At 50.1% G+C, this 23,128-nt stretch carries 15 protein-coding genes; 11 read left to right on the top strand and 4 right to left on the bottom strand.

Going from position 1 to position 23,128, the window contains the following annotated elements; all coding sequences use genetic code 11:
- Positions 1 to 78: 78 nt before the first annotated feature.
- The gene (locus tag ACFVQB_RS25580; RefSeq protein ID WP_379446705.1) at positions 79 to 696 is read right to left on the bottom strand and encodes a pyridoxamine 5'-phosphate oxidase family protein; all 618 of its coding nucleotides are present in this window, start codon (positions 694 to 696) and stop codon (positions 79 to 81) included.
- Between the two features lie 136 nt (positions 697 to 832).
- Here ACFVQB_RS25580 and pdxR point away from each other — a divergent pair, with 136 nt between their 5' ends.
- Positions 833 to 2,290, top strand: coding sequence for a MocR-like pyridoxine biosynthesis transcription factor PdxR (gene pdxR, locus ACFVQB_RS25575; protein WP_379446702.1), 1,458 nt, complete (start codon positions 833 to 835; stop codon positions 2,288 to 2,290).
- 125 nt (positions 2,291 to 2,415) lie between these two features.
- The gene (locus ACFVQB_RS25570) at positions 2,416 to 3,201 is read left to right on the top strand and encodes a helix-turn-helix domain-containing protein (RefSeq protein WP_053783204.1); all 786 of its coding nucleotides are present in this window, start codon (positions 2,416 to 2,418) and stop codon (positions 3,199 to 3,201) included.
- 489 nt (positions 3,202 to 3,690) lie between these two features.
- On the opposite strand, the gene asd is transcribed toward ACFVQB_RS25570, so the two are convergent.
- Positions 3,691 to 4,482, bottom strand: coding sequence for an archaetidylserine decarboxylase (gene asd / locus ACFVQB_RS25565; protein WP_379446695.1), 792 nt, complete (start codon positions 4,480 to 4,482; stop codon positions 3,691 to 3,693).
- Positions 4,483 to 4,567: 85 nt separating this feature from the next.
- On the bottom strand, positions 4,568 to 5,698 hold the full coding sequence (locus ACFVQB_RS25560) for a YheC/YheD family endospore coat-associated protein (RefSeq protein WP_379446670.1): 1,131 nt from the start codon (positions 5,696 to 5,698) through the stop codon (positions 4,568 to 4,570).
- Between the two features lie 438 nt (positions 5,699 to 6,136).
- On the opposite strand from ACFVQB_RS25560, the gene ACFVQB_RS25555 reads away from it, so the two are divergent.
- Entirely contained in the window at positions 6,137 to 11,395 is a 5,259-nt protein-coding gene (locus ACFVQB_RS25555) for a WIAG-tail domain (protein WP_379446658.1), read from the top strand.
- Between the two features lie 172 nt (positions 11,396 to 11,567).
- On the opposite strand, the gene ACFVQB_RS25550 is transcribed toward ACFVQB_RS25555, so the two are convergent.
- Complete coding sequence (locus tag ACFVQB_RS25550) at positions 11,568 to 13,133, bottom strand: M4 family metallopeptidase (protein ID WP_379446648.1); 1,566 nt, start codon at positions 13,131 to 13,133, stop codon at positions 11,568 to 11,570.
- A gap of 760 nt (positions 13,134 to 13,893) precedes the next feature.
- Between ACFVQB_RS25550 and ACFVQB_RS25545 the strand changes: the two genes are divergently transcribed.
- From ACFVQB_RS25545 to ACFVQB_RS25510, 8 genes are all read left to right on the top strand, one after another.
- Positions 13,894 to 14,844 (top strand): glycosyltransferase family 2 protein, encoded by a 951-nt coding sequence (locus ACFVQB_RS25545; protein WP_379446644.1) that lies wholly within the window; start codon positions 13,894 to 13,896, stop codon positions 14,842 to 14,844.
- Positions 14,845 to 14,906: 62 nt separating this feature from the next.
- A complete protein-coding gene (locus tag ACFVQB_RS25540) occupies positions 14,907 to 16,022 on the top strand; it encodes a glycosyltransferase family A protein (protein WP_379446622.1) in 1,116 nt (371 codons plus the stop codon).
- Positions 16,019 to 16,792, top strand: a complete 774-nt coding sequence (locus ACFVQB_RS25535; RefSeq protein ID WP_379446607.1) for a glycosyltransferase family 2 protein — start codon at positions 16,019 to 16,021, stop codon at positions 16,790 to 16,792. Before ACFVQB_RS25540 ends, ACFVQB_RS25535 begins: the two co-directional genes overlap by 4 nt.
- Positions 16,789 to 17,520, top strand: a complete 732-nt coding sequence (locus ACFVQB_RS25530) for a sugar phosphate nucleotidyltransferase (RefSeq protein WP_113055958.1) — start codon at positions 16,789 to 16,791, stop codon at positions 17,518 to 17,520. Before ACFVQB_RS25535 ends, ACFVQB_RS25530 begins: the two co-directional genes overlap by 4 nt.
- Positions 17,521 to 18,260: 740 nt before the next feature.
- The gene (locus ACFVQB_RS25525) at positions 18,261 to 19,022 is read left to right on the top strand and encodes a GT-D fold domain-containing protein (RefSeq protein ID WP_379446577.1); all 762 of its coding nucleotides are present in this window, start codon (positions 18,261 to 18,263) and stop codon (positions 19,020 to 19,022) included.
- Between the two features lie 64 nt (positions 19,023 to 19,086).
- Positions 19,087 to 20,649, top strand: coding sequence for a glycosyltransferase family 2 protein (locus ACFVQB_RS25520; protein WP_379446557.1), 1,563 nt, complete (start codon positions 19,087 to 19,089; stop codon positions 20,647 to 20,649).
- A 374-nt stretch (positions 20,650 to 21,023) separates the two neighbouring features.
- Positions 21,024 to 21,299, top strand: a complete 276-nt coding sequence (locus ACFVQB_RS25515; RefSeq protein WP_063566643.1) for a glutaredoxin family protein — start codon at positions 21,024 to 21,026, stop codon at positions 21,297 to 21,299.
- Positions 21,300 to 21,605: 306 nt separating this feature from the next.
- Positions 21,606 to 22,946: an LLM class flavin-dependent oxidoreductase gene (locus ACFVQB_RS25510; protein WP_379446877.1), complete on the top strand. Its 1,341-nt coding sequence runs from the start codon at positions 21,606 to 21,608 to the stop codon at positions 22,944 to 22,946.
- Positions 22,947 to 23,128 lie beyond the last annotated feature (182 nt).

Here is a 23,128-nt window from a genome sequence, read left to right as displayed (position 1 = left end):
TTCACCGCGTTGTTGCAGGTGTTTTTGAGTTAGGTTAATGTCACTTCTCCCGGTTGATTATACTATGGAAAATGGATGTTATTTCTGATGAAAAGGACAGTATTTCCGCATCATTTCGGCAGTTTCCGCATCTCGTCCTTCGTTACGCTGTTCCAGTTCGCCACTAATGTGATCAAAGCGTTCGGACGAGAGGTTCTGTCCAAATTTGAACTTGGCACTCATTCGTTCAGGAACAATGCGCACCACAGCAACGGCTTTGAGATTACCCTTGTAGCGGGGATCAGCTGCATCAATGGGGATATATCCGCCCTGCGGCTGGAGTTTCTCCATGAAGCGTTGCAGAACCTTGCCCTTGATGTCCAGATCCTGAACCGGCTCTGCCTGTCCGAATGCCATCACACTTTTGAAAAAGGAGGTTGCCGGACAAGCTAGCTCGGGATCACTGAAATAAGATGGAATCAGCGAAAACTCTTCTGCCACGGTAAAACTGACGGAGGAATCCTGCTTGATCTGTTTCATCTTCTCGCCGGCAAGACTACCGTGGAAATAAAAACAACCGTCCATATATACGAAGTTTAGCGGTGTTACCCGTGGCTGACCTTCCGGACTGACCGTTCCCAGAAAACCAAAGGAGCATTGGTCCAGAAATGTTATCATTTCCTGTTCTTCATCTACACTGAATTCTTTTCTTCTCATCGGTGTTCCCCCTTGAATGGCATGTGGATTAAATCGCTGTACCTTAGCGATAACAATAGAACCTACATTGACATATAAAAAGATCCAATTTACATTCATTTTAATAGACCAATTTTTTCGGAAAAAGAGGTGCACGATGGAATTGTGGCTACCTATGGATTCATACGAGCTTCAACACCGCTACAAATACGAGGCATTGTATCATGCTTTGCGTGACGCCATTCATGCAGGGACGCTGGCTGGAGGTACAAGGCTGCCTTCTACCCGGGAGCTGGCACGTCAATATGAAATGTCACGCGGCTCCGTGGCCCAGGTATATGACATGCTGCTCGCAGATGGTTATGTGCGGGCGTATAGGGGGAGAGGGACCTTTGTTTCGGATACCCTAACAGCACAGGAGCATACGGAACAGGAGGCAATCATTCAACTTTCTTCGTGGGGAGAGCGGGTGAGTACGCTGAATATTCAGAATAAAAAGGAAAAACCGTCAGCTCTTGACCGGAAGCAACCGGTCATCAACTTCCATGTACAGCGCATGCCTGCCGAGCATTTCCCACAAGCGGAATGGAAAAGTGCACTGGCCGCCGTTCATCGGAGCGGATCGCATGAACGAAGTGGTGCTGCCGGAGACTTTGAATTGCGTGAGGCGATCGCATCACATCTGAGGTGGACACGGGGCATCCAGGCTGAGGCATCACAGATTGTGCTATTTAGTGGTTCCATGCAGGGCATCACTTTGCTAGCACAGTTGCTTATCCCTGAAGGGGCTGCAGTTGTATTGGAAAACCCGGGTTATCAGGGAATTGCCCAGGCCGTTAAGTCCTGCGGAGGAAAGATTATTCCAGCGGAAGTAGATACCGGGGGGATTATTCCGCAGTCCTGGGAAGCACAGACGTTATTTGTAACGCCAACCCGCCAGTTTCCCACAGGAGCTGTCCTTGGTCTGGACAGACGGAGAGCCATACTTGAATGGGCCTCGAAGCGAAATGCCGTCATTATTGAAGATGATTATGACAGTGAATTTCGCTGGGGTGGCAGACCGATTGAACCGCTCAAAGTACTCGATCGTGAACAACGGGTCATTTATGTCGGATCGTTCTCACAAACGATGGTTGCATCCTTCCGGCTTGGCTATGCGGTTCTGCCACCCAGTCTGGTGCAGCCACTGATCGCTGCAAAAGCACTGTACGAACCCGTACCTCCTGCCCTTCTGGAGCAGCGTGCACTTGCGAAGTTTATGGCCCGAGGAGGGTATTTGCGCCATCTAAGACGGTTGACCCGGCTCTATGGGGAACGGCATGCATTCTTTGTCAGTGAGATGAAGGGGGAATTACCGGAACCCTTCCTCATGCAGCCTGGGGACGCTGGATTGCATATTTATGCTGCATGGAAAGGGAATATCGACAGTTACGAGCGGTTCAAGGCACTGGCTCAGGAAGAAGGTGTCGTATTCCGCGATGCGGTGCGTTATCGGCTGACTCCAGGTCATCCAGCTGTGTGTTTTGGCTTTGCACATCTCGAGAAAGAGGAGATTCAAGAGGGGATAAGGCGAATGCGGTTAGCATGGGAGAAGTGCACATTTTCGTTTCGGTGAATTCCGCTGTATAATGGAATAAGACGTTTCGCTCCAGCAGGAGCAGAAATCATATATAAACACATATCGCATCATTATTGATGCAGTATATGCAAAGAGATTAACTTTCAAGGGGGAGTGGCGACATGCTGCAGGCATCGCCGTCATCTTTTGTTATTTTGCCCGCTGTCGCCAAAATTGTCTGCGAACCGGGATGGAAGTGGCAGAAGCGGGAAAAACCGATGCAAAACTATGACTTATTTTACGTGTGGAGCGGTGAGGGGACCGTGGTGCTCAATGACCGGTCGTATGAAGTTGGCAAGGGTAGTTGTTTTCTGTTCAGGCCAGGCGATCATCCTACTGCAACACATAACAAGCAAAAACCGTTGGTACTTACGTATATTCATTTTGATGTAGATATACCCGTTAATGATGTTCCCCAGTCCTATCGTGAAGTACTGGAAACGGTGGAATTTGAGCATTTGCTGGCTCGGTATGTAAGACTGTTTCTATCCGATGTATATGGACGGGATGAAGAGAGTCGGCTGATTCTGAAACAGCTGATGATTCATTTGCTGCGCGCGGACACGGAAGCTCCCGTGGAGAAAAAGGTAAGCAACCAGTTGTCTGATGTCATCCAGGAGGTTGCTAACTATGTACGCCAGCATCCGGGGATAACACATCGCGTAGAGGACCTCGCCGCCAGGGCTGGATTATCGCCTCGATACTTCTCGATCAAGTTTAAGGAATTGATTGGTTCGTCCGTGCAATCCTATATCATTCGCATGCGCATTGAGCGGGCCGAGCATCTGTTGGTGCATACCGGGATGAATGTGACCGAAGTGGCAGATGCCCTTGGGTACCGGGATATCTTTTTCTTCAGTCGTCAGTTCAAGCAGTACACCGGCAAAAGTCCGTCCGAGATTAGATAAGGCCTCTCTGGCCGGTAGAATATGGCAACGTTTCAATTCTGGGAAGCAGGGGTAAGTATGTAGCATTCCAGACGATCGAAAGGGGGAACTTGTGATGAACGGAAAACGTCGGGTCCGCAACCGGGGATGCTCTATTAAGGGCTTTAATATTTTCCGGAACCGCCTGCGCCGCTCCAAACCGGCAGAGGAAATGCAGGACGTATGGTTTTAAGGAATGGTCAGAAAACCAATATGACGAAGCTTAGCTTCGTATTACATGTATACATGGAATGAGAATGGAAATCATCCAGACTTCTACATAGCTCTGAAGCGGATAATCGGATTCTCTGATCAGCAAAAGGTACTCATAGCCTGGACACACTTTACCCTAAAAAGGTGTTCCGGCTGCGAGTACCTTTTTATGTAGGCAAAAGTTCTGTGTGATCTCTTTCTTGAGATCAGAAATTAAAAAAGATGACTCCTGTTATTCAGGAATCACCTACGTATTGCTCAATGGATTGGTTTTAGCCGACCGAGCAATTCTCCCATTTTGACGGAGTCGCCAGGCTGCAAGCCTGGTTTCGGTTCGAATGTGCCGCTCTGCGTTAACAGTACGACGGTGGAACCGAATTCAAAATAAGCGAGATCATCGCCTTGTGCCCATGAACTTACATCCGCACCCGCGTACTGTATGCTGCTCACATTCATTGCGCCTACTTTCACGACAGCAACTTCTCCAAAATCATGAGCAATATACGTAATGAGCCGTTCGTTCCGACTCAGCACCGACTTCATGTGGGTCAGACCAAAATCATTTACGGGATAAACCTTGCCCTTAATATGTTCACTCTCCATTCGGCGACCGCTAACAGGCGCGTGAATGCGGTGATAGTCGCGTGGGCTGAGATACAGGACAAAGGCATAACCGTGCTTGTACTTCTCCAGATGTGGTGAGTGGTTTAATAATTCAGCAAGTGTATAATTTTGTCCCTTAACATTCAGGAGCGTTCCAGCAGATACAGGACCGGCTGCCGTAATTTTGGCATCTACCGGACTGATCAGTGCATGTTCTGAAAGTTCAAGCGGGCGCATGCCCGGTTTAAGTTTACGGGTAAAGAAATCATTCAAAGAACGATATTCCTTCCAGTCTTTTTCAGCTTCCTGAACAGGGATGTCGTAGGTCCGGACAAAATAAGGGATAAATGCCTTGCTTCCCCGACTCTTGGAGAAGGCTCCCACAGTCCGGGAGATCCATTTGCGAGAAGAAAGCTCGGTCATTAACCGCAACAGCGTTTTTGCCATGAATATCCCCCTTAGGGTTAGTGCGAACTTCAAGGCCGGCAGGACCGGCCGTTCTGCATAATATTGACACAGAATGCCCACGAAATCAATATAGGCCGCGATCATACGTCTGGGGTTGCCGCGGTATGCGTGAATTCTGCTCCAGCAGCAGACGTCCGTAAGCCATTGGTTGTCGGTAGCTGGCTTTCCAGTGCTCCGTCATCCCGGCCTTGCGGAAACCGTAGCGCTGATCCCTTCCGTTGCATTCGATAAAATAAATTTGGCCTTTCTCTGTTATCCCCAGATCAAGTCCAAGGTCCGCAAGATGTGGCAGGCTCGAAGCCAGTGTCCGTGCGATTCGGAGCCCGACAGACCGGATTCTGGCCTCCAGTTCAAGTACATGCCAGTCGGCTGCCTCCAAGTGAAGGGCTTCAGCCAGCGTCATGACTTTGCTGCCTTGGGCGATATTCGTGACAAACGTATGCGCTGGAGCCACCTTGGCGAATATGCCCGTGATCCCCCACAGACCGTCACTTCCACGCTGCACGGACACCCGCAGATCCACCGGTCTTCCTTCATAACGCACCAGTGGAATGCGCTCTTCAATAAGATAGGCATGACGGAAAATACGGCGCAGGGTGGCGGACGGCAGTTGTCCTTTGCTCAGTCGGAAAGTGGCCCATCCTCTGCGTGAAGCTCTCGTCTCACAGGTCAGCTTCCATTGGCCGTCCCTCTTAAATATCCGCATAATACCATGTCCGATACTTCCGCTGCACGGTTTAATAATCAGATCATCATAATGGTCCATCATGTATGCCAAAGACTCCGGTGTGGCTTTGATCGCACGGGGGAGATACTGCCTTAGACTGGAGTTCTGATGAAGCATCTCGTGAATATGGTCCTTCCGATATCGATTGCGTACGTTGTACACCTGTATGCCCTGTAACAGGAGTTTGGTCACCTCATGTTGCTCCGTCCGGCGAAGCTGGAGAGCCCGGTTATGAATGATGGAAGGCAAAGGCATCTTTTGCCGGACGTATATGCCTTCTTTTTTGACATAAGCAATACAGGTTTTCGTGTCCGAATCTATATCTTCCAATCGCAAAAAACAAGGGGTTAATCCATAACAGGCCGCTGCCTGTTCGTAATTCGCGAGTGATTCCTGACCGGTCCTTCCGGCCGGTATCCCCCGGTACATGCGTGAATCGAACATAATACCGATCGTTTCTTGTAGCATGACCGTTCCTCCTTCAATGTTATCGCGACCATAGATCGTCCATTCATGGAATGTCGGCCTGTCACTGCATGATTGGACATCACGATAACGCAGACCGGAATCATGATGTATCGATATCCACCGACATGTTCTTGTTAGCCTTCTGCTTCCATTCAATCCAGGTAGAGGTGGGTTTTCGGTGCGGATTGGAAGTCATTTTACGGATTTATACAAAATGCTTTATGGAGTATCGTATGACATTGCTGGATCAGGGGCGTGGACAGCCGCCTTTCATCTATAGCCGGGCACAGCCTATTTCGCCATAGACAGGTATATCACTCGCATGTTGACTCCTACATTCATCCAATGTTATCGGCAAAAGTCGCGATTTGAAGTGGCAGATGCCTATATCGAAGCATATGATGCCGGAGACGAACGTTAGAGGAAGGAGCTAGCTGCATGAGTAAAAAAGGCAATAAGAAGGTTCCTACGCCGAAACTGCGGCAAGTGAGTCCAAAATTTAAGGAACTGGATCTGACCAATCGACGGTCAGACACAATGAGCTCAGGTTTCACTTCGAATAGGGAAGAACGCTTGAATACAAATAAACGGAATTCGAGGGCCATTCAGGCATCAGAAGAATTCCTATCCGATTCAACGGAGCTACCTGCTACAATGAACGAGCTGGAAGACTTAGAGATCGTAGTCAAAACCACCGAATCGGAACCCGTAGAGTCTGATAGCGAGGAAGTCGTCGAGAAGCCAGATAGCCCGGAAAAGCAGATTCAGGTCAGCAGCGTGGCTCCGCTGGTTCTGGAAGAAGAGCAGGGCGTCTACAAGCAGGAAACGGCAAGCAGGGATCGGCTGCAGATCCTGAACCAGAACCAGATGCCGGGTCATACCGGACACTATATCTACACGGATGACTTGAGTGAATTTGCTGTTACAGAGAGCAAACTGGCTCCCTTCTCTGTGGATGCCTCCAAGCTGAAACCGGATGCGGTCGGCAGTGAAGCATTGCAGGATTATGCGGTGACCAGCATTCACATTGCAGACGGGGCAATTGTTTCTGCAAAACTTGCGGAAGCGTCTGTATCCGAGGAGCACCTGATTGACGGCTCCGTGTCCGGTCACAAAATACGAAATGCTTCTATTGCCGGTGAAAAAATCAGAGATGGCAGCATTACTTCCCAGAAGCTTGGCAACCAGGTAATCGATTCTGCCAAAATTGCCGACGGTTCCATCGGCACAAGACATCTCAGCCGTATGCTGGTTACGGAAGAATTAATCAAGAATCATGCCGTAACCGGAGACAAGATCGCGATTAGCGCCGTGGATACAAGGCATCTCACCGGAGGAGCTGTGCATACCTCCAAACTGGCTGATGATGCGGTGACTACATCCAAAATTCGTGAAGGTGCTGTCACAGGCAGCAAAATTGAAGAACAATCCATCGAGTCTCACCATATTCAGGCACGTGCTGTTAAACAGACACATCTGGCAGATGGGGCTGTCGGTCGTTCACAACTATCTATTGGTAGTATTGGAAGTGACCAGATCGAGGATGGATCCATACAAACAAGACATTTAGCTGAGGGTTCGCTAAGCGGAAGACATCTGCTGGACGGTTCAATCGGTTCAAGCCAGATTCGCGCTTATGCAGTTGGCAAGGAGCAGATTGGCAATGGAGTAGTGGGCAGTGAACATTTGACGGACGGGGCCGTAACCAGTAGCAAACTGGCAGACCAGTCGGTTGGAACAGCAAAATTGCTGGAACAGTCGATTACGGCCTCCAAGATTTCTGATCAGAGCGTCATTTCTTCCAAAATTGCGGATGAAGCTGTACAGGGCAAACATCTTGCAAAAGGGTCCATTCGTGGGGAACACATTGCGAATCGGGGAATCACGCCGATACATGTGGACAATTCCGCAATTCACTCCATTCACATTGCAAGTGGAAGCATCGAGGCAACTCATCTGTCTACCGGAAGTGTGTCCGGAGATGCTCTCGCAGATGGCGTGGTATCTGAGCGGCATCTGGCAGAGTCAGCTGTAGGTACGTATGAATTGCAGGATGCTGCAGTTACAGACGCCAAGCTCGCGGATGAAAGTGTGACAACAGAAAAACTTGGAACGGCTTCAGTTAGCAGCAGAGCGCTTGCCCCGGGAAGTGTCGTATCCTCGCATCTTGCGAGTGGTGGAGTCACAGGTACACATCTGGCTCCAGGCAGCGTGGGTTCCGAGGCCCTAAGGCCTTATGCAGTGAAATCGGAGCACCTGACAGAACATGCCGTAGGTGTACCTCATCTACAGCCGGGCAGTGTTGAAACGGATGCTATTGCACGGGCGGCGGTCACAACAGACAAATTGGCCCCTGGTAGTGTAACTTCAGCCCAGATGGCTGGCGGGTCCATTTTTCCGCCTCATCTGACAGATCATGCGATTACCTCCCCCAAGCTCTCACCAGAGAGTGTTGCGACGGATAAACTGGCGGATTTTGCTGTCACGTCAGCCAAACTGGCAGACGGCAGCGTGACTTCTTCCAAAATTATGGCAGAAAGCATTAACGCCAAGCATATTCCAACAGGAACCATTCGCGGTTATCACCTGAAGCAGCATGCCGTTTCACTGGAACATTTGTCGGAGGAAGTACGTTCACCGGAATTATTCGCTGATGGGAGTATTAGGGGCAACAAACTGCGGCATGGGTCCGTAACTGCGGACCATTTGACAGCAGACTCGGTATCCGGGACAAAATTACAACAGGAGGCTGTAGGTAGCGAGCACTTGAAGCCATCCGTTGTACAATCCGTCCATCTGGCTGAAGGAAGCGTGAAGTCTGACCATCTGGGAGCTCATGTAGTGAATTCACAGCATCTGAAGGCAGACATCATTCATGAGGAGCATATTGCTGAACAGGTAGTCACATCCCATCACTTGGCACCTGGATCTGTCGAAACAGACCATCTGGCACCTTTATCCATTACAGCGGCTCATCTTCAGCCAGGTTTGATCAGTGGTTTGCATCTTCAGGCAGAGTCGACAAGTGCGGTTCACCTCCAGCAAGGAGCTGTACATTCCCGTCATATTCAAGATGGTGAGATTCTTCCTCATCATATCCATGAACGCAGCATCGGAACGTCTCATCTGGAAGAAGAAGCGGTAAGTACGATTATATTACAGGATGAATCTGTAACACGCTCCAAACTGGCGAGTGGTAGTGTGGATGGCAGCAAATTAGCCGCAGGGGCAGTATCGGCTACCCACATAGCAGACGAAAGTGTTCAAACCCACCATATCCAAGAAGGAGCAATCCTTGCTGATCATATTCAAGAGTGCAGCATTGGCTCAATTCATCTGGATGAGGAGTCAGTAAGTACGGTTCATTTGCAAAATGGATCTGTAACGGGTGACAAACTGGCGGAAGGCAGTATAAACGGCAGCAAACTGCTCGAAGCTACGGTATCGGGGATCCATATCGCATCCGAAAGCGTGCAATCCGTGCATATTCAGGCAGGGTCCATCCATGCTGACCATATTCAGGAGCGAAGCATTGGCACATCCCATCTGGAAGAGGAAGCAGTAAGTGCGATTCATTTGCAGAATGGGTCCGTAACGAGTGGGAAACTGGCCGACGACAGTGTAAACGGCAGCAAGTTGCTCGAAGATGCGGTGTCGGGGATTCATATCGCGTCCGAAAGTGTGCAGTCCCGCCATATCCAGGAAGGAGCGATCCTTGCTGACCATATTCAGGAGCGGAGCATAGGTACATTTCACTTGGAAGAGGAAGCAGTAAGTGCGATTCATCTCCAAAATGGATCTGTAACAAGTGCCAAGTTGGCTGACGGCAGTGTAAACAGCAGCAAGTTGCTTGAAGCGGCGGTATCGGATATTCACATTGCAGACGAAAGTGTGCAATCCCGTCATATTCAGGAGGGGGCAATCTTTGCTGATCATATTCAAGAGCGCAGCATTGGCACAGTTCATTTGGAAGAGGAGTCGGTAAGTGCAATCCATTTGCAAAATGGATCTGTTACGAGTGCCAAACTGGCGGACGGCAGTATAAACGGCAGCAAGTTACTCGAAGGCACGGTGTCGGGGATTCATATCGCATCGGAAAGTGTGCAATCCGGGCATATTCAGGCAGGTGCCATTCATGCGGGTCATATTCAGGAGCGGATCATAGGTACATCCCATCTGGAAGAGGAAGCAGTAAGTGCGGTTCATCTGCAGAATGGGTCCGTAACGAGTGCCAAACTGGCTGATGGCTGCATAAACGGCAGCAAATTGCTAGAAGATGCGGTATCGGGGATTCATATCGTATCGGAAAGTGTGCAGTCCCGCCATATCCAGGAAGGGGCGATCCTTGCTGACCATATTCAGGAGCACAGCATAGGCACGTCTCATCTGGAAGAGGAAGCAATAAGTGCGGTTCATCTGCAAAATGGGTCTGTAACGAGTGCCAAACTGGCCGATGGCAGTGTGAGCGGCAGCAAATTGCTTGAAGATGCGGTGTCGGAGGTCCATATTGCTAATGGAAGTGTGCAACCCCGTCATATCCAAGAGAGAGCGATTCATGCCGACCATATTCAAGAACGCAGCATTGGGATCTCCCACCTCAAAGCGGAATCGGTAAGTGCGATTCACCTGCACAATGGTTCCATAACAAGTGCCAAACTGGCTGACGGCAGTGTAAATGGCAGCAAGTTGCTTGAAGGTGCGGTATCGGCTATCCACATGGCAGACCAAAGTGTGCAATCTCGGCATATCCAGGATGGAACGATCCTTGCTGATCATATTCAAGAACGCAGTATTCGCACAACCCATCTGGAAGAGGAAGCAGTAAGCGGGGTCCATCTGCAAAATGGGTCCGTAACGAGTGCTAAACTGGCCGACGGCAGTGTAAACGGTAGCAAATTGGCCGCCGGCGCGATAACATCCGGGCATATTGCTGACCGCGCCATCGATGGCAGCAAACTGAGTGAACAAAGTATTACATCCGATCACTTGAATGCGGGAATTGTAGGTCCGGCGCATTTGAGTGAAGAGATATGGAACGCGATTCGTCAGTTCAGTGGAGAAACCCTGGAGCAGCTGGCAGCTATCAAAAGACAAGAGACTTTGTTTCAGGCAGAGAGTGAGGCTGTACAGCTATCCCATCCGGAATTCGTCGAGGAACTACCGATTGCCAATCTGGAGGAACAACAAGAGCAGACATCCCAAGCTGACCATTCGGGAGAATTTTTGTCAGATTCATTGACGACAGATGATGTGACTCAGGCTCAGCAGCCACAGCTTGAATTATTACAAGAGAACGTTGGAACTACTGAGTTTATATTGAAGGAACAATCGGTTACGCAGGAACATTTGTGTGATGAGGCGGTGGGCAGCAATCAGCTGCAATCCGGAGCCGTTGAGGCCAAACATCTGGCATTCCAGCCTGTACGGAGTGTCAGCCGACAGCCTGTGGTACAGCAGTTCGGTATGGAGGCCTTTATATTGCCTGGGGATGAACAGTGTGTGGAAGTAACGGTAGCCTTTGAGGAGTCGTTTATATCGGAGCATTATGTGATTGTAGCCATGTGTAATGATCGGGGATTCCAGGTGTCGCTCCTCTCCCAGAGTGAAGATGAAGCCGTACTGGAAGTGTCACGTACTGTGGGCTCCACACACACCTACGGATTGTTGTCATGGATTGCCGCAGGGCCTTCCGTATAAGAGTGGGGGATCATGTGTCTTCATTCAAGATAACTGTAGACGAATGATTAAATAGACAAAAGCGGTTCCCGGATATGTCCGGGACACCGCTTTTTTTCATATATAAGCTAGACCGTTCGGACGATGAGGGGTGCCTGAACGAAATAATATGAGTTCAACAACAAATGGATTCTTACAATCCTACAGCTTGATAAGCTTTGGTAATCGCAGTAACCTCAGCGGAAGTTGCACCGTACAGATCTTTGGCTGCTTGGATGGTAGCTGTTTTTGCCGCAGCAAATTTGGATGTTGGCGTCAGATAATTCACGAGTGTGCTGTAGAAGATTTGAATGGCTTTATCGCGTCCAATTCCAGTTACAGTCACACCGTTGTGCGTGCCGCCTTGAACTGCAAGATAGTACGCTTTGTTGATAATACCACTGTTGGTATGAACGCCGCCGTTGTCTGCTGTTCCAGTGTAACGGTCACTGTATTTGTCAGGTTGTCCATACAATGTAGGGTTGGACAGGGAGCGCAGTGCATCACCTGCAATGTTAGGTGTGTAAATATCATCACCGATCAACCAGTTTTTGCTTTGGATGGTGTTGCCGAAGATGTCTGCGAAGGCTTCGTTCAATGCGCCTGGCTCATTGCGGTATTCGAGGTTGGCTGTGTTTTCAATAACACCGTGAGTCAATTCGTGACCAACTACGTCCAGATCACCGGACAGGGAAGTGAAGGTTGTACCGTCTCCATCACCAAATACAATCTGTACCCCGTTCCAGAAGGCGTTATTGTAGTTGGAACCGTAATGTACCGTGGATTTAATCAACAAACCGTTCCCATCCAGACCGTTACGGTTGAATTTGTTTTTGTAGAAATCATACGTGGCAGCAGCATAGGCATGGGCATCTACTCCGGCACGATCGGTCCATACATTGTCGGAATCCGTCAGTAGAGTACCTGGAATGGTGGAACGATTGCTTGCGGTGTAAGTTTCAATCCCTTTGCCGCGAGTGGTATCTTTCAGTTGGAAGGCACTGCCGGATTGGGTGGTTGTAAGGGTTTTGGTATCACCAAGTACACCTGTACCTGTTCCTGTTGCGAAGTTGATGATGTCATATTGAGATACGATACTGCCGTCAACGGCATTCACGAAATATTTGGTGCGCAATGGGGCTGGTTCAAGCACATTGACTTCGGTAATGTAAACAAGGTAGGTTTGGTTGTCCTCTTCATTGTGGTAAATGTTCAACTCGGCTTCAGGGGTTTTCTGTGGTTCGCCAAGCTCTCCAACACGTGAAGTGGCTTCTTCTGATGCAATCTTGATCGCATCTTCTGTGCTAATTTCAGCGATACCGTCATTAGGGATGGCTTGTTCTTCAACCGGTGGGAGATCTCCAAGTGCGGATGAAACCTGGCCTGTTTTGTCTAAGTGGATCGTTTGCTCGGCACCGTAGACTGGAATTCCTTTAATGTACTGTTTCAGGCGGAAGTGTCGTACACCAGAGGTGTCCGTAGTTCTTTTAATAATTTTGAGTTGGGATTTCACGTCGGAATTCAGGAACTGTTCCTGTTGTCCGAGGAAATTGAAGATCGTTTCGTCAGAGCCGCTGTTCAACTGGATACCCTCCTCAGAGGCATAAGGGGCCTGTAATGGAATGGACTGATCAGACAATGGAGCTGCAGCAGCAGAAGATACGGAAGCGAGCAAAAGAGCTCCTCCAAGAATTGTTGGCATAACTTTAGCAAATTTCATAGTAAACTCTCCCATTCTTAATATGATTTTTTTGGAAAATACATGATTATGCCAATCTCGGTTGGAGTTCCGTCTGCAACTTGGGCAGCGCGGAGTGTGAGGCTGAATCTGAAACGTGGAATATGACAAGAAACGATAAAGAACAAAGTCGGCAGAGCCTGTAGGCCTGTGGTTGGGCATGTAAAAGGAGTACCGTTTATTCGGTTCAGCCATGAGGCTTAATCGTTCATTGTGGTTCCTCTTTCAGAAGCCAGGGGTCTTGTCCACTTGCGAAGCAGAAGATGTTCTTACGGAGCCGGGGTGTTCGTTCCGGGTTCACATAACCAAACCTGAATTACGTATTGAACGGCATCACTCCTCTCAAGGTACATGTAACAAAGCAAAAACAGTCTCCTGTATCATCCTGCATGCATAATTAACCTAAGGTCAATTAACAGAAATAAAAAAGGATTAAAAAGGAACGTGTGTTCCTTGTTAGGATTTTTTTGTCAATCCACTGCTTGCAACGTATATTATCACAATGTAAAAGTTTGGAAAAGATGCAATTTTAAATTTTTTTTGAAATTGTGTCTGAAGTAGGGGAGCCGTAGCATATTTCGTATAATTTGACGAATCTTGTCTAAATAAATGGATTGACTGAACCTGGTGGCAGACAGAACCTGCTCGGGTCAAGGACATACGCCGTTTCCACTGCTCCATGAATACATAGAATAACGTGTACTCCCTTTGCATGCAGATGATGTACACCCGGGAGGTGACTGTGTTGCAAAAACGCGGCAATACAGCTTTTGTTGCAGCCAAATCAAATCTGGCACAAAGAAAAGCGCAATTAAAGAAGCGTCGTTTGAAATCTGCTTACAAAAAGGGTACAAAGGCCTACAAGTACGTAATTCCACCCGTGGAGCAAACAGAATTGCCAGCATTCGGAGCTGAGCATGCGATGAGCGAGACACTTGCACAGGATTCGACGAACTCGCATAAACCACTGCTTTCGGTCATTATACCTGCCATGAATGAAGAGCGAACCATTGGTGCAGTCGTCCGTCAGGCGCTGCGGATATGCCGTGATGCTGAAGTGCTTGTTATTGTGAATGGTTCAACGGACGGCACAGCAGCAGCGGCAAAACGGGCGGGAGCACAGGTGCTTCGTTATGCCGAGGCTTTGGGACATGATGGAGGAAGAAGAATCGGGGCAGCGGCAGCTCGTGGCAGGGTGCTGTTGTTCACGGATGCAGACATTCCAATTCCGGCAGAACATCTCGCGCCTTATGTGAGAGCGATTCTGGAGGGAATGGATGTGGCACTTAATGATTATAACGGGCCGGTGGCGCGTATCCCTGTTCACCCTGTGGTAGAGGCCAAACATGCGCTGAACAGCATGCTCGCCAGACCTGATCTGCAAGGGGCTTCCATGACAGCCATTCCACATGCATTAAGTCGCAAAGCACTTGAAGTGATTGGTACGGACACACTGGAGATTCCACCGTTGGCACATGCAAAGGCGATTACCAGCGGGTTGAAGGTGCGTGCCGTTCATCATGTGCCTGTAGGCAAAATGAATGCAGTTCGAGTCAAGAAACGAAGCGGACCTGACCCGCTCAGTCAAGTGGTGTGGAATGATCATCTGACAGCAATCAGGTGGATAACCGATACGCTTGGCCCACGCGGAGGACATTCCGATCTGCAGCGTGTTCGTAGCCTGACGAGGTGAGCATGTTGCCTAAAACAAGAAAAAAACCTCGTCAAAAGATGCAACATGCTGGAGGTGAGGAAATGAAGGAGCGTTCAGGGGGTGTCCGTCGTCAACGGACAGCAGGCAGACGAACCACAAGAAACAGAACCAGAACCATGGGCAGGAAAAACCTGACAAAATCGCCGCTAAAGAGTTCAGCAGTGAGCAGGTCAGCAGCAAACAAGTCCGTATTGCAGGAAGCATTCAGTGCAGGTCAACGAGCAGGACGCAAGGCGTTGGAAAATGAACAATCGATTGAACAATATGCACGTTCAACATGGCAGGTACATGAGGCTGCGATCTCAGCGCAGTTAAGGGGCTATTCTGCTGCAATGCATGCAGGGAAAGCATTCATGGAGGGTTATGCTCACGCTGCGGGGCGTTCATTGAATATCATTCCACTTGCCCTTAATAAACCTGCCGCTGCAGTCGTCTGTGCCTGTAATGAGGAACTCACGCTGGGGCAAGTGCTTGTACAACTGAAACGGTTACCGCTGACAGATATCGTTGTGGTATTGAATGGAACAACGGACAACAGTCTGACACAGGTGCTTGAACAGCCTGGTATCACGCTGGTATATGAACCTGACCGGGCGGGACATGATGTAGGCCGCGCTTTGGGGGCCAAGATGACAGAGGCGGAGACCCTTCTCTTTGTGGATGGGGATATGGTTGTCCCGGCAGAGCAACTCGCCCCGTTTCTGTATGCGGTCGACCGGGGAGATGATGTAGCGCTGAACAATCTTTCATCCCTTTTGCCTCCATTTGCCCGCCAGGATGAAGTGAGCCGGATCAAAGCATATCTCAACCGTGTGCTTAACCGTTCGGATCTGGCTTCCAATTCGTTGACGGCTGTCCCTCATGCCCTCTCGCGTCACATGATCCAGATCGTAAAACCGGAGGCGCTGGCTGTTCCTCCAAAGGCGCAAAGTCTGGCCATTCAGCACGGATTAAAAGTGACTGCGCCCAGTCAGGTGGATGTCATTCGTTCCAATCGTCTGCGTTCTACCAATATGGGCAGCGGCAACGAAGTTGCCCGATTAATCATTGGCGACCATCTGGAGGCAATTGCAACTTGGCTGGATATGGGCGGCAACAAGTCACAAGCCCGATCCATTTCCCGTGCCGAAGTGGCCTACAGGAGGAACGCCAGATGACACTGACGAGTATTATTATTCCGACGTACAACGGATTGGAACTGCTGAAGCCATGTATCGATGCCATTCGAAAATATACCGCTCCTCATACGTCATATGAAATCATCGTTGTGGATAATGGTTCGGTTGATGGAACGGCAGCGTATTGTGCCCGGGAACGAATTCGTTTTGTCCGGTTACCGGACAATCGGGGTTTCCCGGCTGCTTGCAATGCTGGACTCCGTGCAGCCTGTGGTGATGAGCTGTTGCTGCTGAATAATGATGTTACGGTCACCTCCCGCTGGCTCGAAAATCTGCGGGGAGCCCTCTACAGTGATGTAAACATTGGCATTACAGGTCCGGTGACCAACTATGCAAGTGGCATCCAGCAGGTGGAGCTTGACTTCCGGGACATGGCACATTTTCAGGAATTGGCTGCTGCCAACAATATAGCCGACTCTTCCAGATGGAAGGAAGTCAGACGGATTGTCGGCTTATGCATGCTCATGCGGCGAAGTGTGATGGAGGACATTGGTGTGCTTGACGAAGTCTATTCGCCGGGACACTATGAAGATGACGATTATTGCTACAGGGCCTGCCAGAAAGGGTATCGTTTGCTGGTCTGCGGGGATGTCCTGGTACATCATCGCGGCAGCGCGAGTTTCCTGAAGACCGATCCTGTAGCATGGAAACAGTTGCTTGAGCGCAATCGATCCATTTTTATCAACAAATGGCATGTCGATCCCCTTAAATATATTGAGACATCCGATGAAGGAGGGATAGTGGAATGAAAGGTGTAATTCTTGCTGGCGGAACAGGAACACGACTGTATCCTCTGACCCGGCTGATTAACAAGCATCTGATTCCAGTCGGCAAGCATCCGATGATTATGTATGGCATCGACAGACTCCGCCAGGCAGGCATTGAAGAGATATTGATAGTGATCAACAAACATTCCGCTGGGTTATACACGGAGTATTTGGGTGGTGGAGCAGATCATGGCGTCAAGCTGACGTATCGGATTCAGGAAAAGGCGGGCGGGATTGCCGAAGCATTGGATCTGGCGACGTCGTTTATCCTTCCTGGAGAGAAATTTGTTGTGCTGCTGGGTGACAATCTGTTTAGCGACGATTTGAAGCCTTATGTGGATCGGTATTTGCAACAACCTGCGGGTACAGCTCGTGTCTTGCTTAAAGAAGTGGACGATGCAAGGCGGTATGGGGTGCCGGTGTTTGATCCGAAGCATCCGGAACGAATCGCATACATTGAGGAAAAACCGAGTGATCCCAAGACCTCTTATTGTGTTACTGGCATATATATGTATGACGACCATGTATTTAACCTTATTCAAAACATTGCACCTTCTGCACGCGGCGAACTCGAAATTACGGATGTAAACAATCATTATGCAGCGGCTGGAGGACTGGAATACGATATTTTGCAAAAATATTGGAGTGATGCAGGGACGTTCCAATCGCTTCAGGAAGCAGCCATCCGCATGAAGGGCCAACTGCCTTAAAATATATGCGCCTGATGCTGTCGCTGTGAGGGGTCCCATGAGAGCAGAACAACCTGCGCCGGAGCCGGAAGAGTGCTCCGGCGCTTTGTGCAGCGGCGGCACTCCTCGTGCATGCCAAGGGAGGGAATGCCGTGAGAGTAGCAAAACGCAGCGACTTGGGTAGGAAGAAGATACTGGGCAGTCATGCCGTCTCCTGGTACGTATCTGTGGGGGTGCAGCCCAAAGCGAGTTCAGATCACGAATGGGGAAAAAAGGGGACGCAGCTGAGAGGTGTAGAACTCGCAGGAATAGAGCGCAAGCTTCTTGCAGAACCGAAAGGCAAAGCCAGCGGGCGCACTGGTGCAAGACGTGGTGGGAGCGCAGGAGCACGGGCCAAAACGGGAGCAAAAACAGGTGGAGGGCGGGGCAGTGCAGGCACCCGCGTGAAAGCTGGCGAGCGTGCAGGCGTGAGCCGTGGCAGCAAAGGGGCGCGAGCCAAAACGGGCAAGCGCGCAGTTGCAGGCCGCGGGCATGCTGCGCCACGGGGCGGGCGGGCCGCAGGCGCCCGCGCCAAACAGCGCACGGCTGTGCAGCGTGCGCCGGGGCCAGCACCGCAGCAAGCGACACACCGACACGGTGGTGTCGCCCCCGCGGGGCGGAAAAGCGCTGCCGCGCATGCTGGCAGCGCAAGGGCATCAGCGCCCGAGAGCGGCTACGCCGAGGGCTTCCGCGACGGCGTGTTCGCGGGCGGGGAGGCGCTGGTGGCGCAGCACATCCCGCCTGATCATATTCTGCCTGCCGTGGCGGCAGATCTGATCGAGGCGGGATTCCGCCAATACGCGCCCACCCTTACCCGGCTGGCCAGCCCTCATGAAATGGCTGTCCATATCCAGGGGGCGCTGGATGCGCAGCGCCCCCTGTCCGTCGTTCGCCTCGGAGATGGCGAACTGTTGACCCTGGCAGCTGATACTGTGCTGCCCGGCGAGCAAGTGCGTGAGCTGGCACCGTTTCTGCCTTATGCAGGGGTGCCACGCTCCACCCCGGACATCCGCGCTGAGCTCGCGGAAGCCATTCGCGGCGCCGATTGGATAGGTGTCCCCATCTCGCGTGCGCCCACTTTTCAGGGACTGTTATTTCCAGTATTGTGGCATTACGGCATTGACTGGTCCCATCTGAATCTGACCAGTTCCACGATTAACTACAGCCTGCATCATTCGGGTCTGTTGTTGCCTGTGGTACAGGGACGCCGGGTGCTGCTGATTGGAACCCGAGCTGCTGAGCTCGGAGCGTTGTTGAACGGCCGCGGCGTTCATGTCACAGGCATCATAGGTGCAGTGGAGGGGGTTGCGGATATCCCGAGGGTGATGCAGCAGACTGCGGAGCATTCGTTCGATATCGCTCTTGTAGCAGCGGGAATTCCGGCCGTCATTCTGTGCCGCCGAATCGCTGGTGAGCTGGGGCGGGTTGCCATAGATTTTGGACATTTGGCTGACAAATTAGTTACAGGAGAGCTTCAACTCTAATGGACGGTCTGGTGCGAAGTTCATCGTAACGTGCATCCAGACGAGGGGAAATGGAGGAAGCAACATGAGCACACCAGGCAGACGTTCAAAACAGCGGAAAGCATCGTCATCCGAAGAAACCATTGTTTTGCATTCAGCTCGAAGCCGTAGTGGAAGGAAGATTAGACGCCAAGGTACAGGTAAACGGGCAGCCAAAAGCGCAAAACTGTATAAGCAGGGCTACCATAGAGGCTATGATGAGGGCGTGCGACAGGGAGAAAGCTCATTCGGACTGGTATTCGAAGGGGTAAGCATTATTATTCCAACGTATAACCAGCGCGAATATGTCCTGCAATGTGTGTCCAGTATTGAAAAGCATACACCGGCCCCCTTTGAAATTATTGTTGTGGATAATGCGTCCAAGGATGGCACGGCAGAAGCAATGCTTCGCAAAGGTGGCATGGTAAGGGTCGCTGCGCTGGATAAGAATCGTGGTTTTGCCGGCGGTGTCAATCATGGACTGATGATGGCGAGGGGCCGACATATCGTGGTACTGAACAACGATACACTGGTCACCCCGGGCTGGCTGGAAAACATGATGACCTGTCTTGGCAGTCATCCCGAAATGGGAGTCGTGGGTCCGGTTACGAATTACATCGGCGGAGATCAGCAGATTGAAGTCCCGTACAGGGAAGTGGCGGACATGTGGTCTTTTGCTGCCCGACATAATCGCCCGGATGCCACGAAACATCGGGAGACCGAAAGGCTCGTCGGATTTTGCTGGCTGTTCTCACGGGAATTGCTGGAGCGGGTAGGTTATCTCGATGAAGGTTACGCCGTGGGCAATTTTGAAGATGACGATTGGATCATCCGGGCGAAGCTGGCGGGATACAGGCTGGGGGTAGCCGGAGATGCCTTCATACATCACTACGGAAGTGTAAGCATGAAGGCGCTGGGAGAAGAGGATTATGTAGTCGTGAATAAGGATAACGAACAGTTTTATACTCAAAAATGGGGAGATCTCCATGCGCTGGTTGCCGATACTTCCCGGCTCTCGCTGCATGCCAAGGTGTCGACCAGTCAGCAGGAGAACAAGACGCCTCCAGGCAAGACGGATTCCCCTGACCTGCGACAGCGCATTTCCACCAATGGCAGCAGCGATGTAACGCATAAGCTGAGACGCAGTACGGATTTTTACCCGGAGGGCTGTTTCATCTCTGATATTAAAGGCGATGTTTATCGACTGATGCGTGGACAGCGTCGCAAGCTGAACATCCCCGTTCCAAGCGGTATTTCTCCCGTTCTGGTTGCCAAACCGGATCTGCTCGGCGTACCCGCAGGTGAGCCACTGATATCTGCGGGTGAGGTACAGGGCTGGTCCCTGGAACAAAGTCATGTTCATGCTCAACCGGTTCAGAGCAACCGCGATGCGCTGGAGGAAGGCATGATTATTGCCGCGACGAATGAGCGGGATATATGGTACCAGATTAGTGGCAGTAAACGCAGGAGGTTTGCAACCCCTTATGCTGCGGAACGGTGGGGCGTGCAATCCGGCCATATTGTTCATGTATCTGCGAACCAAATGCGTACGATCGAAGAAGGATGGCCCATTATTGCTCCCCCCCAGCTCTTGAACGAAGATTTGTAATGACGGGGTTCGGCTGCCTTGTAAATCGGCTCGACAGCATGATGCGGAATGTGATGCACAGCGTATCATAACGCTATACATCTTTCCGCATCCGAACTTTACATAAATTACGGATCATGAGATGTAACGATTGAAAGATTAGCGATCTTTAGGAATGTGTTTAGGGATTAAAGGAGCTCTTGCAACTGCTCTTTTTAAATTTAAAATTTAATCTTTCTATCTTCTTATAGGTTTATTCTATTGGCAGATCCATTGACGCTTGAAGAGGTGAGGAGTACATTTATAGCCATAATTCTTATTTAACAGATAGGAATTAATGGTCTGGGTGGTGATCCATCCCTGATCTCACAATGAATCAATCAGGAGGTATGCCGATGTCTTCTACATCGAAAAAAGTAGTGCTTTGGAGCAAAACAGGCTGTCATTTCTGCGGGGAGGTTAAGGCATTTCTAACGGCCCGCAATCAGCCTTTTGAGAACATCGAGGTGCAAGGCAACGATGTGCTGAGGGACGTGCTTGAAGCCAAATATGGCATTCGCCATGTACCTGTCATTGAGGTGGGTGGAGACGGCAAGTATGAAGCATTGCTGGAGCCCGATCTGGAGAAACTGGCGGAACTTCTCGCCCAGCCTGATGAAGCAGCAGTCTGACCGGACGTGGCGGATCTCTTGATAAAGCAGTTTCCGGCTGCTGAAGGCTGTCACCTCAGTGTGCAGCAGTCGGGGACTTTATAAGGCCATAAACCATCCTCTTATTCAGATATCCAATCCTTATATAGAAAAGTTCTATAAGTGACGCTGTTGACCGATGTGCGGGGCAGTGATAAGATTTGTGAAATTAAAGCTGACCAAACTCATAGGAATAGTTAACTTTTGAGTTTCTTCATTCGTAATCCAAATCAGTTCGGACTTTAGAAAATTCTTGATATATCCTAATCCAAGGAAGGCGGAATGTATATGACGGCTCAGCGCAGTTTGAAATTTGGAGCGATTGTCCACGGTGTCGGAGGCAGCATGACTGCTTGGAGACACCCGGAGATTCAATCGGATGCCAGTGTGAATTTTGAATTTTACAAACGCCAGACGTTGAAGGCAGAAGAAGGCAAATTCGATCTCGTTTTTATCGCTGACGGTCTTTATATTACCGAGAAATCCATACCTCACTTCTTGAATCGATTTGAGCCAATCAGTTTGTTGTCCGCCCTGGCCGCCATTACGTCACGAATCGGTCTGGTTGGAACACTTTCCACCTCGTATAGTGATCCATTCACAGTCGCCAGACAGTTCGGTTCCCTTGATCTGATCAGTAATGGCCGCGCTGGTTGGAACGTGGTTACATCCCCTCTTGAAGGTTCAGCCAAAAACTACAGTAAAAGCAACCATCCAACCCACCCGGAACGTTACCGGATTGCAACGGAATATTTGCAGGTGACCAAGGGCTTGTGGGATTCATGGGAAGACGATGCCTTTGTGAGAGACAAAGAGAGCGGCGTTTTCTTCGATCCATCCAAGCTGCACACACTCAATCATGAAGGAGAGTTCTTCTCCGTACAGGGCCCACTTAACATTGCACGTTCACGGCAGGGGCAGCCGGTCATTTTCCAAGCAGGTTCTTCAGAAGATGGCAAGACCCTTGCTGCCAAAGAAGCGGATGCTGTTTTCACAGGACATGATTCAATTGAGGATGCACAAGCCTTCTACAAGGATGTCAAAACCCGCGCAACAACCTATGGACGTTCCACACAGGATATTGTCATTTTGCCAGGGATCAATCCAATCATTGGGCGGACAGAAGAGGAAGCAGAACAGAAATATCAGGAAATTTCCAGCCTGGTCACCATTGATAAAGCGCTGGACTATCTGGGACGTTTCTTCGAGCATCATGACTTCTCCCAATATCCGCTGGATGAACCATTCCCTGAGTTGAATGGCATTGGCAGCAACAGCTTCCGCAGTGGTACGGACAAAATCAAGCGGGATGCCAAAGAGCAGGGATTGACGCTGCGTGAAGTAGCCCTGCGGGCAGCAACACCGAAGAGCAAATTCCTTGGAACACCGGAGCAGGTGGCTGACAAGATTCAGGAATGGTTCGAAGCCGAAGCAGCAGATGGATTCATAATTCATTCCGAACTGCCAAGTGGATTGTCCGATTTCGTGGAGCTGGTTGTTCCAATTCTGCAAGAGCGCGGCATCTATCGCACCGAATACGAGCATGACACATTGCGTGGCAATCTCGGTGTGCAAATTCCGGTGAATCGTTACACAGCTGCCCGGGAGCAAGTCGGAACCGAGGCATAAGAAAATGGAAAGCGGGAAATCGGCAGCGGTCTAGAAATGAGGCGTCCGGATGAAATATTCGGATTGCATAAGTGGAAGATGCCGATTGATGCTATAAAACCAAGTTAACGGATAGGTTATATTGTTGAATAAATTAATAATTCAATAAATCATTAATTCAATGAATCAATGACACCTGTATA

The sequence above is a fragment of the Paenibacillus sp. NPDC057886 genome (genome assembly GCF_042796655.1).
Classification (GTDB): Bacteria; Bacillota; Bacilli; order Paenibacillales; family Paenibacillaceae; genus Paenibacillus.
Note: the sequence above shows the minus strand (reverse complement) of the source record. Positions and strands in the feature narration are given on the sequence as shown.

Bases quoted from the DNA above. Each gene is read 5' to 3' on its own strand.
- ACFVQB_RS25530 (WP_113055958.1), top strand. From the start codon at position 16,789: ATGAAAGGTGTAATTCTTGCTGGCGGAACAGGAACACGACTGTATCCT.
- ACFVQB_RS25580 (WP_379446705.1), bottom strand. From the start codon at position 696: ATGAGAAGAAAAGAATTCAGTGTAGATGAAGAACAGGAAATGATAACA.
- ACFVQB_RS25535 (WP_379446607.1), top strand. From the start codon at position 16,019: ATGACACTGACGAGTATTATTATTCCGACGTACAACGGATTGGAACTG.
- ACFVQB_RS25550 (WP_379446648.1), bottom strand. From the start codon at position 13,133: ATGAAATTTGCTAAAGTTATGCCAACAATTCTTGGAGGAGCTCTTTTG.
- ACFVQB_RS25570 (WP_053783204.1), top strand. From the start codon at position 2,416: ATGCTGCAGGCATCGCCGTCATCTTTTGTTATTTTGCCCGCTGTCGCC.
- pdxR (WP_379446702.1), top strand. From the start codon at position 833: ATGGAATTGTGGCTACCTATGGATTCATACGAGCTTCAACACCGCTAC.
- ACFVQB_RS25520 (WP_379446557.1), top strand. From the start codon at position 19,087: ATGAGCACACCAGGCAGACGTTCAAAACAGCGGAAAGCATCGTCATCC.
- ACFVQB_RS25510 (WP_379446877.1), top strand. From the start codon at position 21,606: ATGACGGCTCAGCGCAGTTTGAAATTTGGAGCGATTGTCCACGGTGTC.
- ACFVQB_RS25515 (WP_063566643.1), top strand. From the start codon at position 21,024: ATGTCTTCTACATCGAAAAAAGTAGTGCTTTGGAGCAAAACAGGCTGT.
- ACFVQB_RS25540 (WP_379446622.1), top strand. From the start codon at position 14,907: ATGAAGGAGCGTTCAGGGGGTGTCCGTCGTCAACGGACAGCAGGCAGA.
- asd (WP_379446695.1), bottom strand. From the start codon at position 4,482: ATGGCAAAAACGCTGTTGCGGTTAATGACCGAGCTTTCTTCTCGCAAA.
- ACFVQB_RS25555 (WP_379446658.1), top strand. From the start codon at position 6,137: ATGAGTAAAAAAGGCAATAAGAAGGTTCCTACGCCGAAACTGCGGCAA.
- ACFVQB_RS25560 (WP_379446670.1), bottom strand. From the start codon at position 5,698: ATGCTACAAGAAACGATCGGTATTATGTTCGATTCACGCATGTACCGG.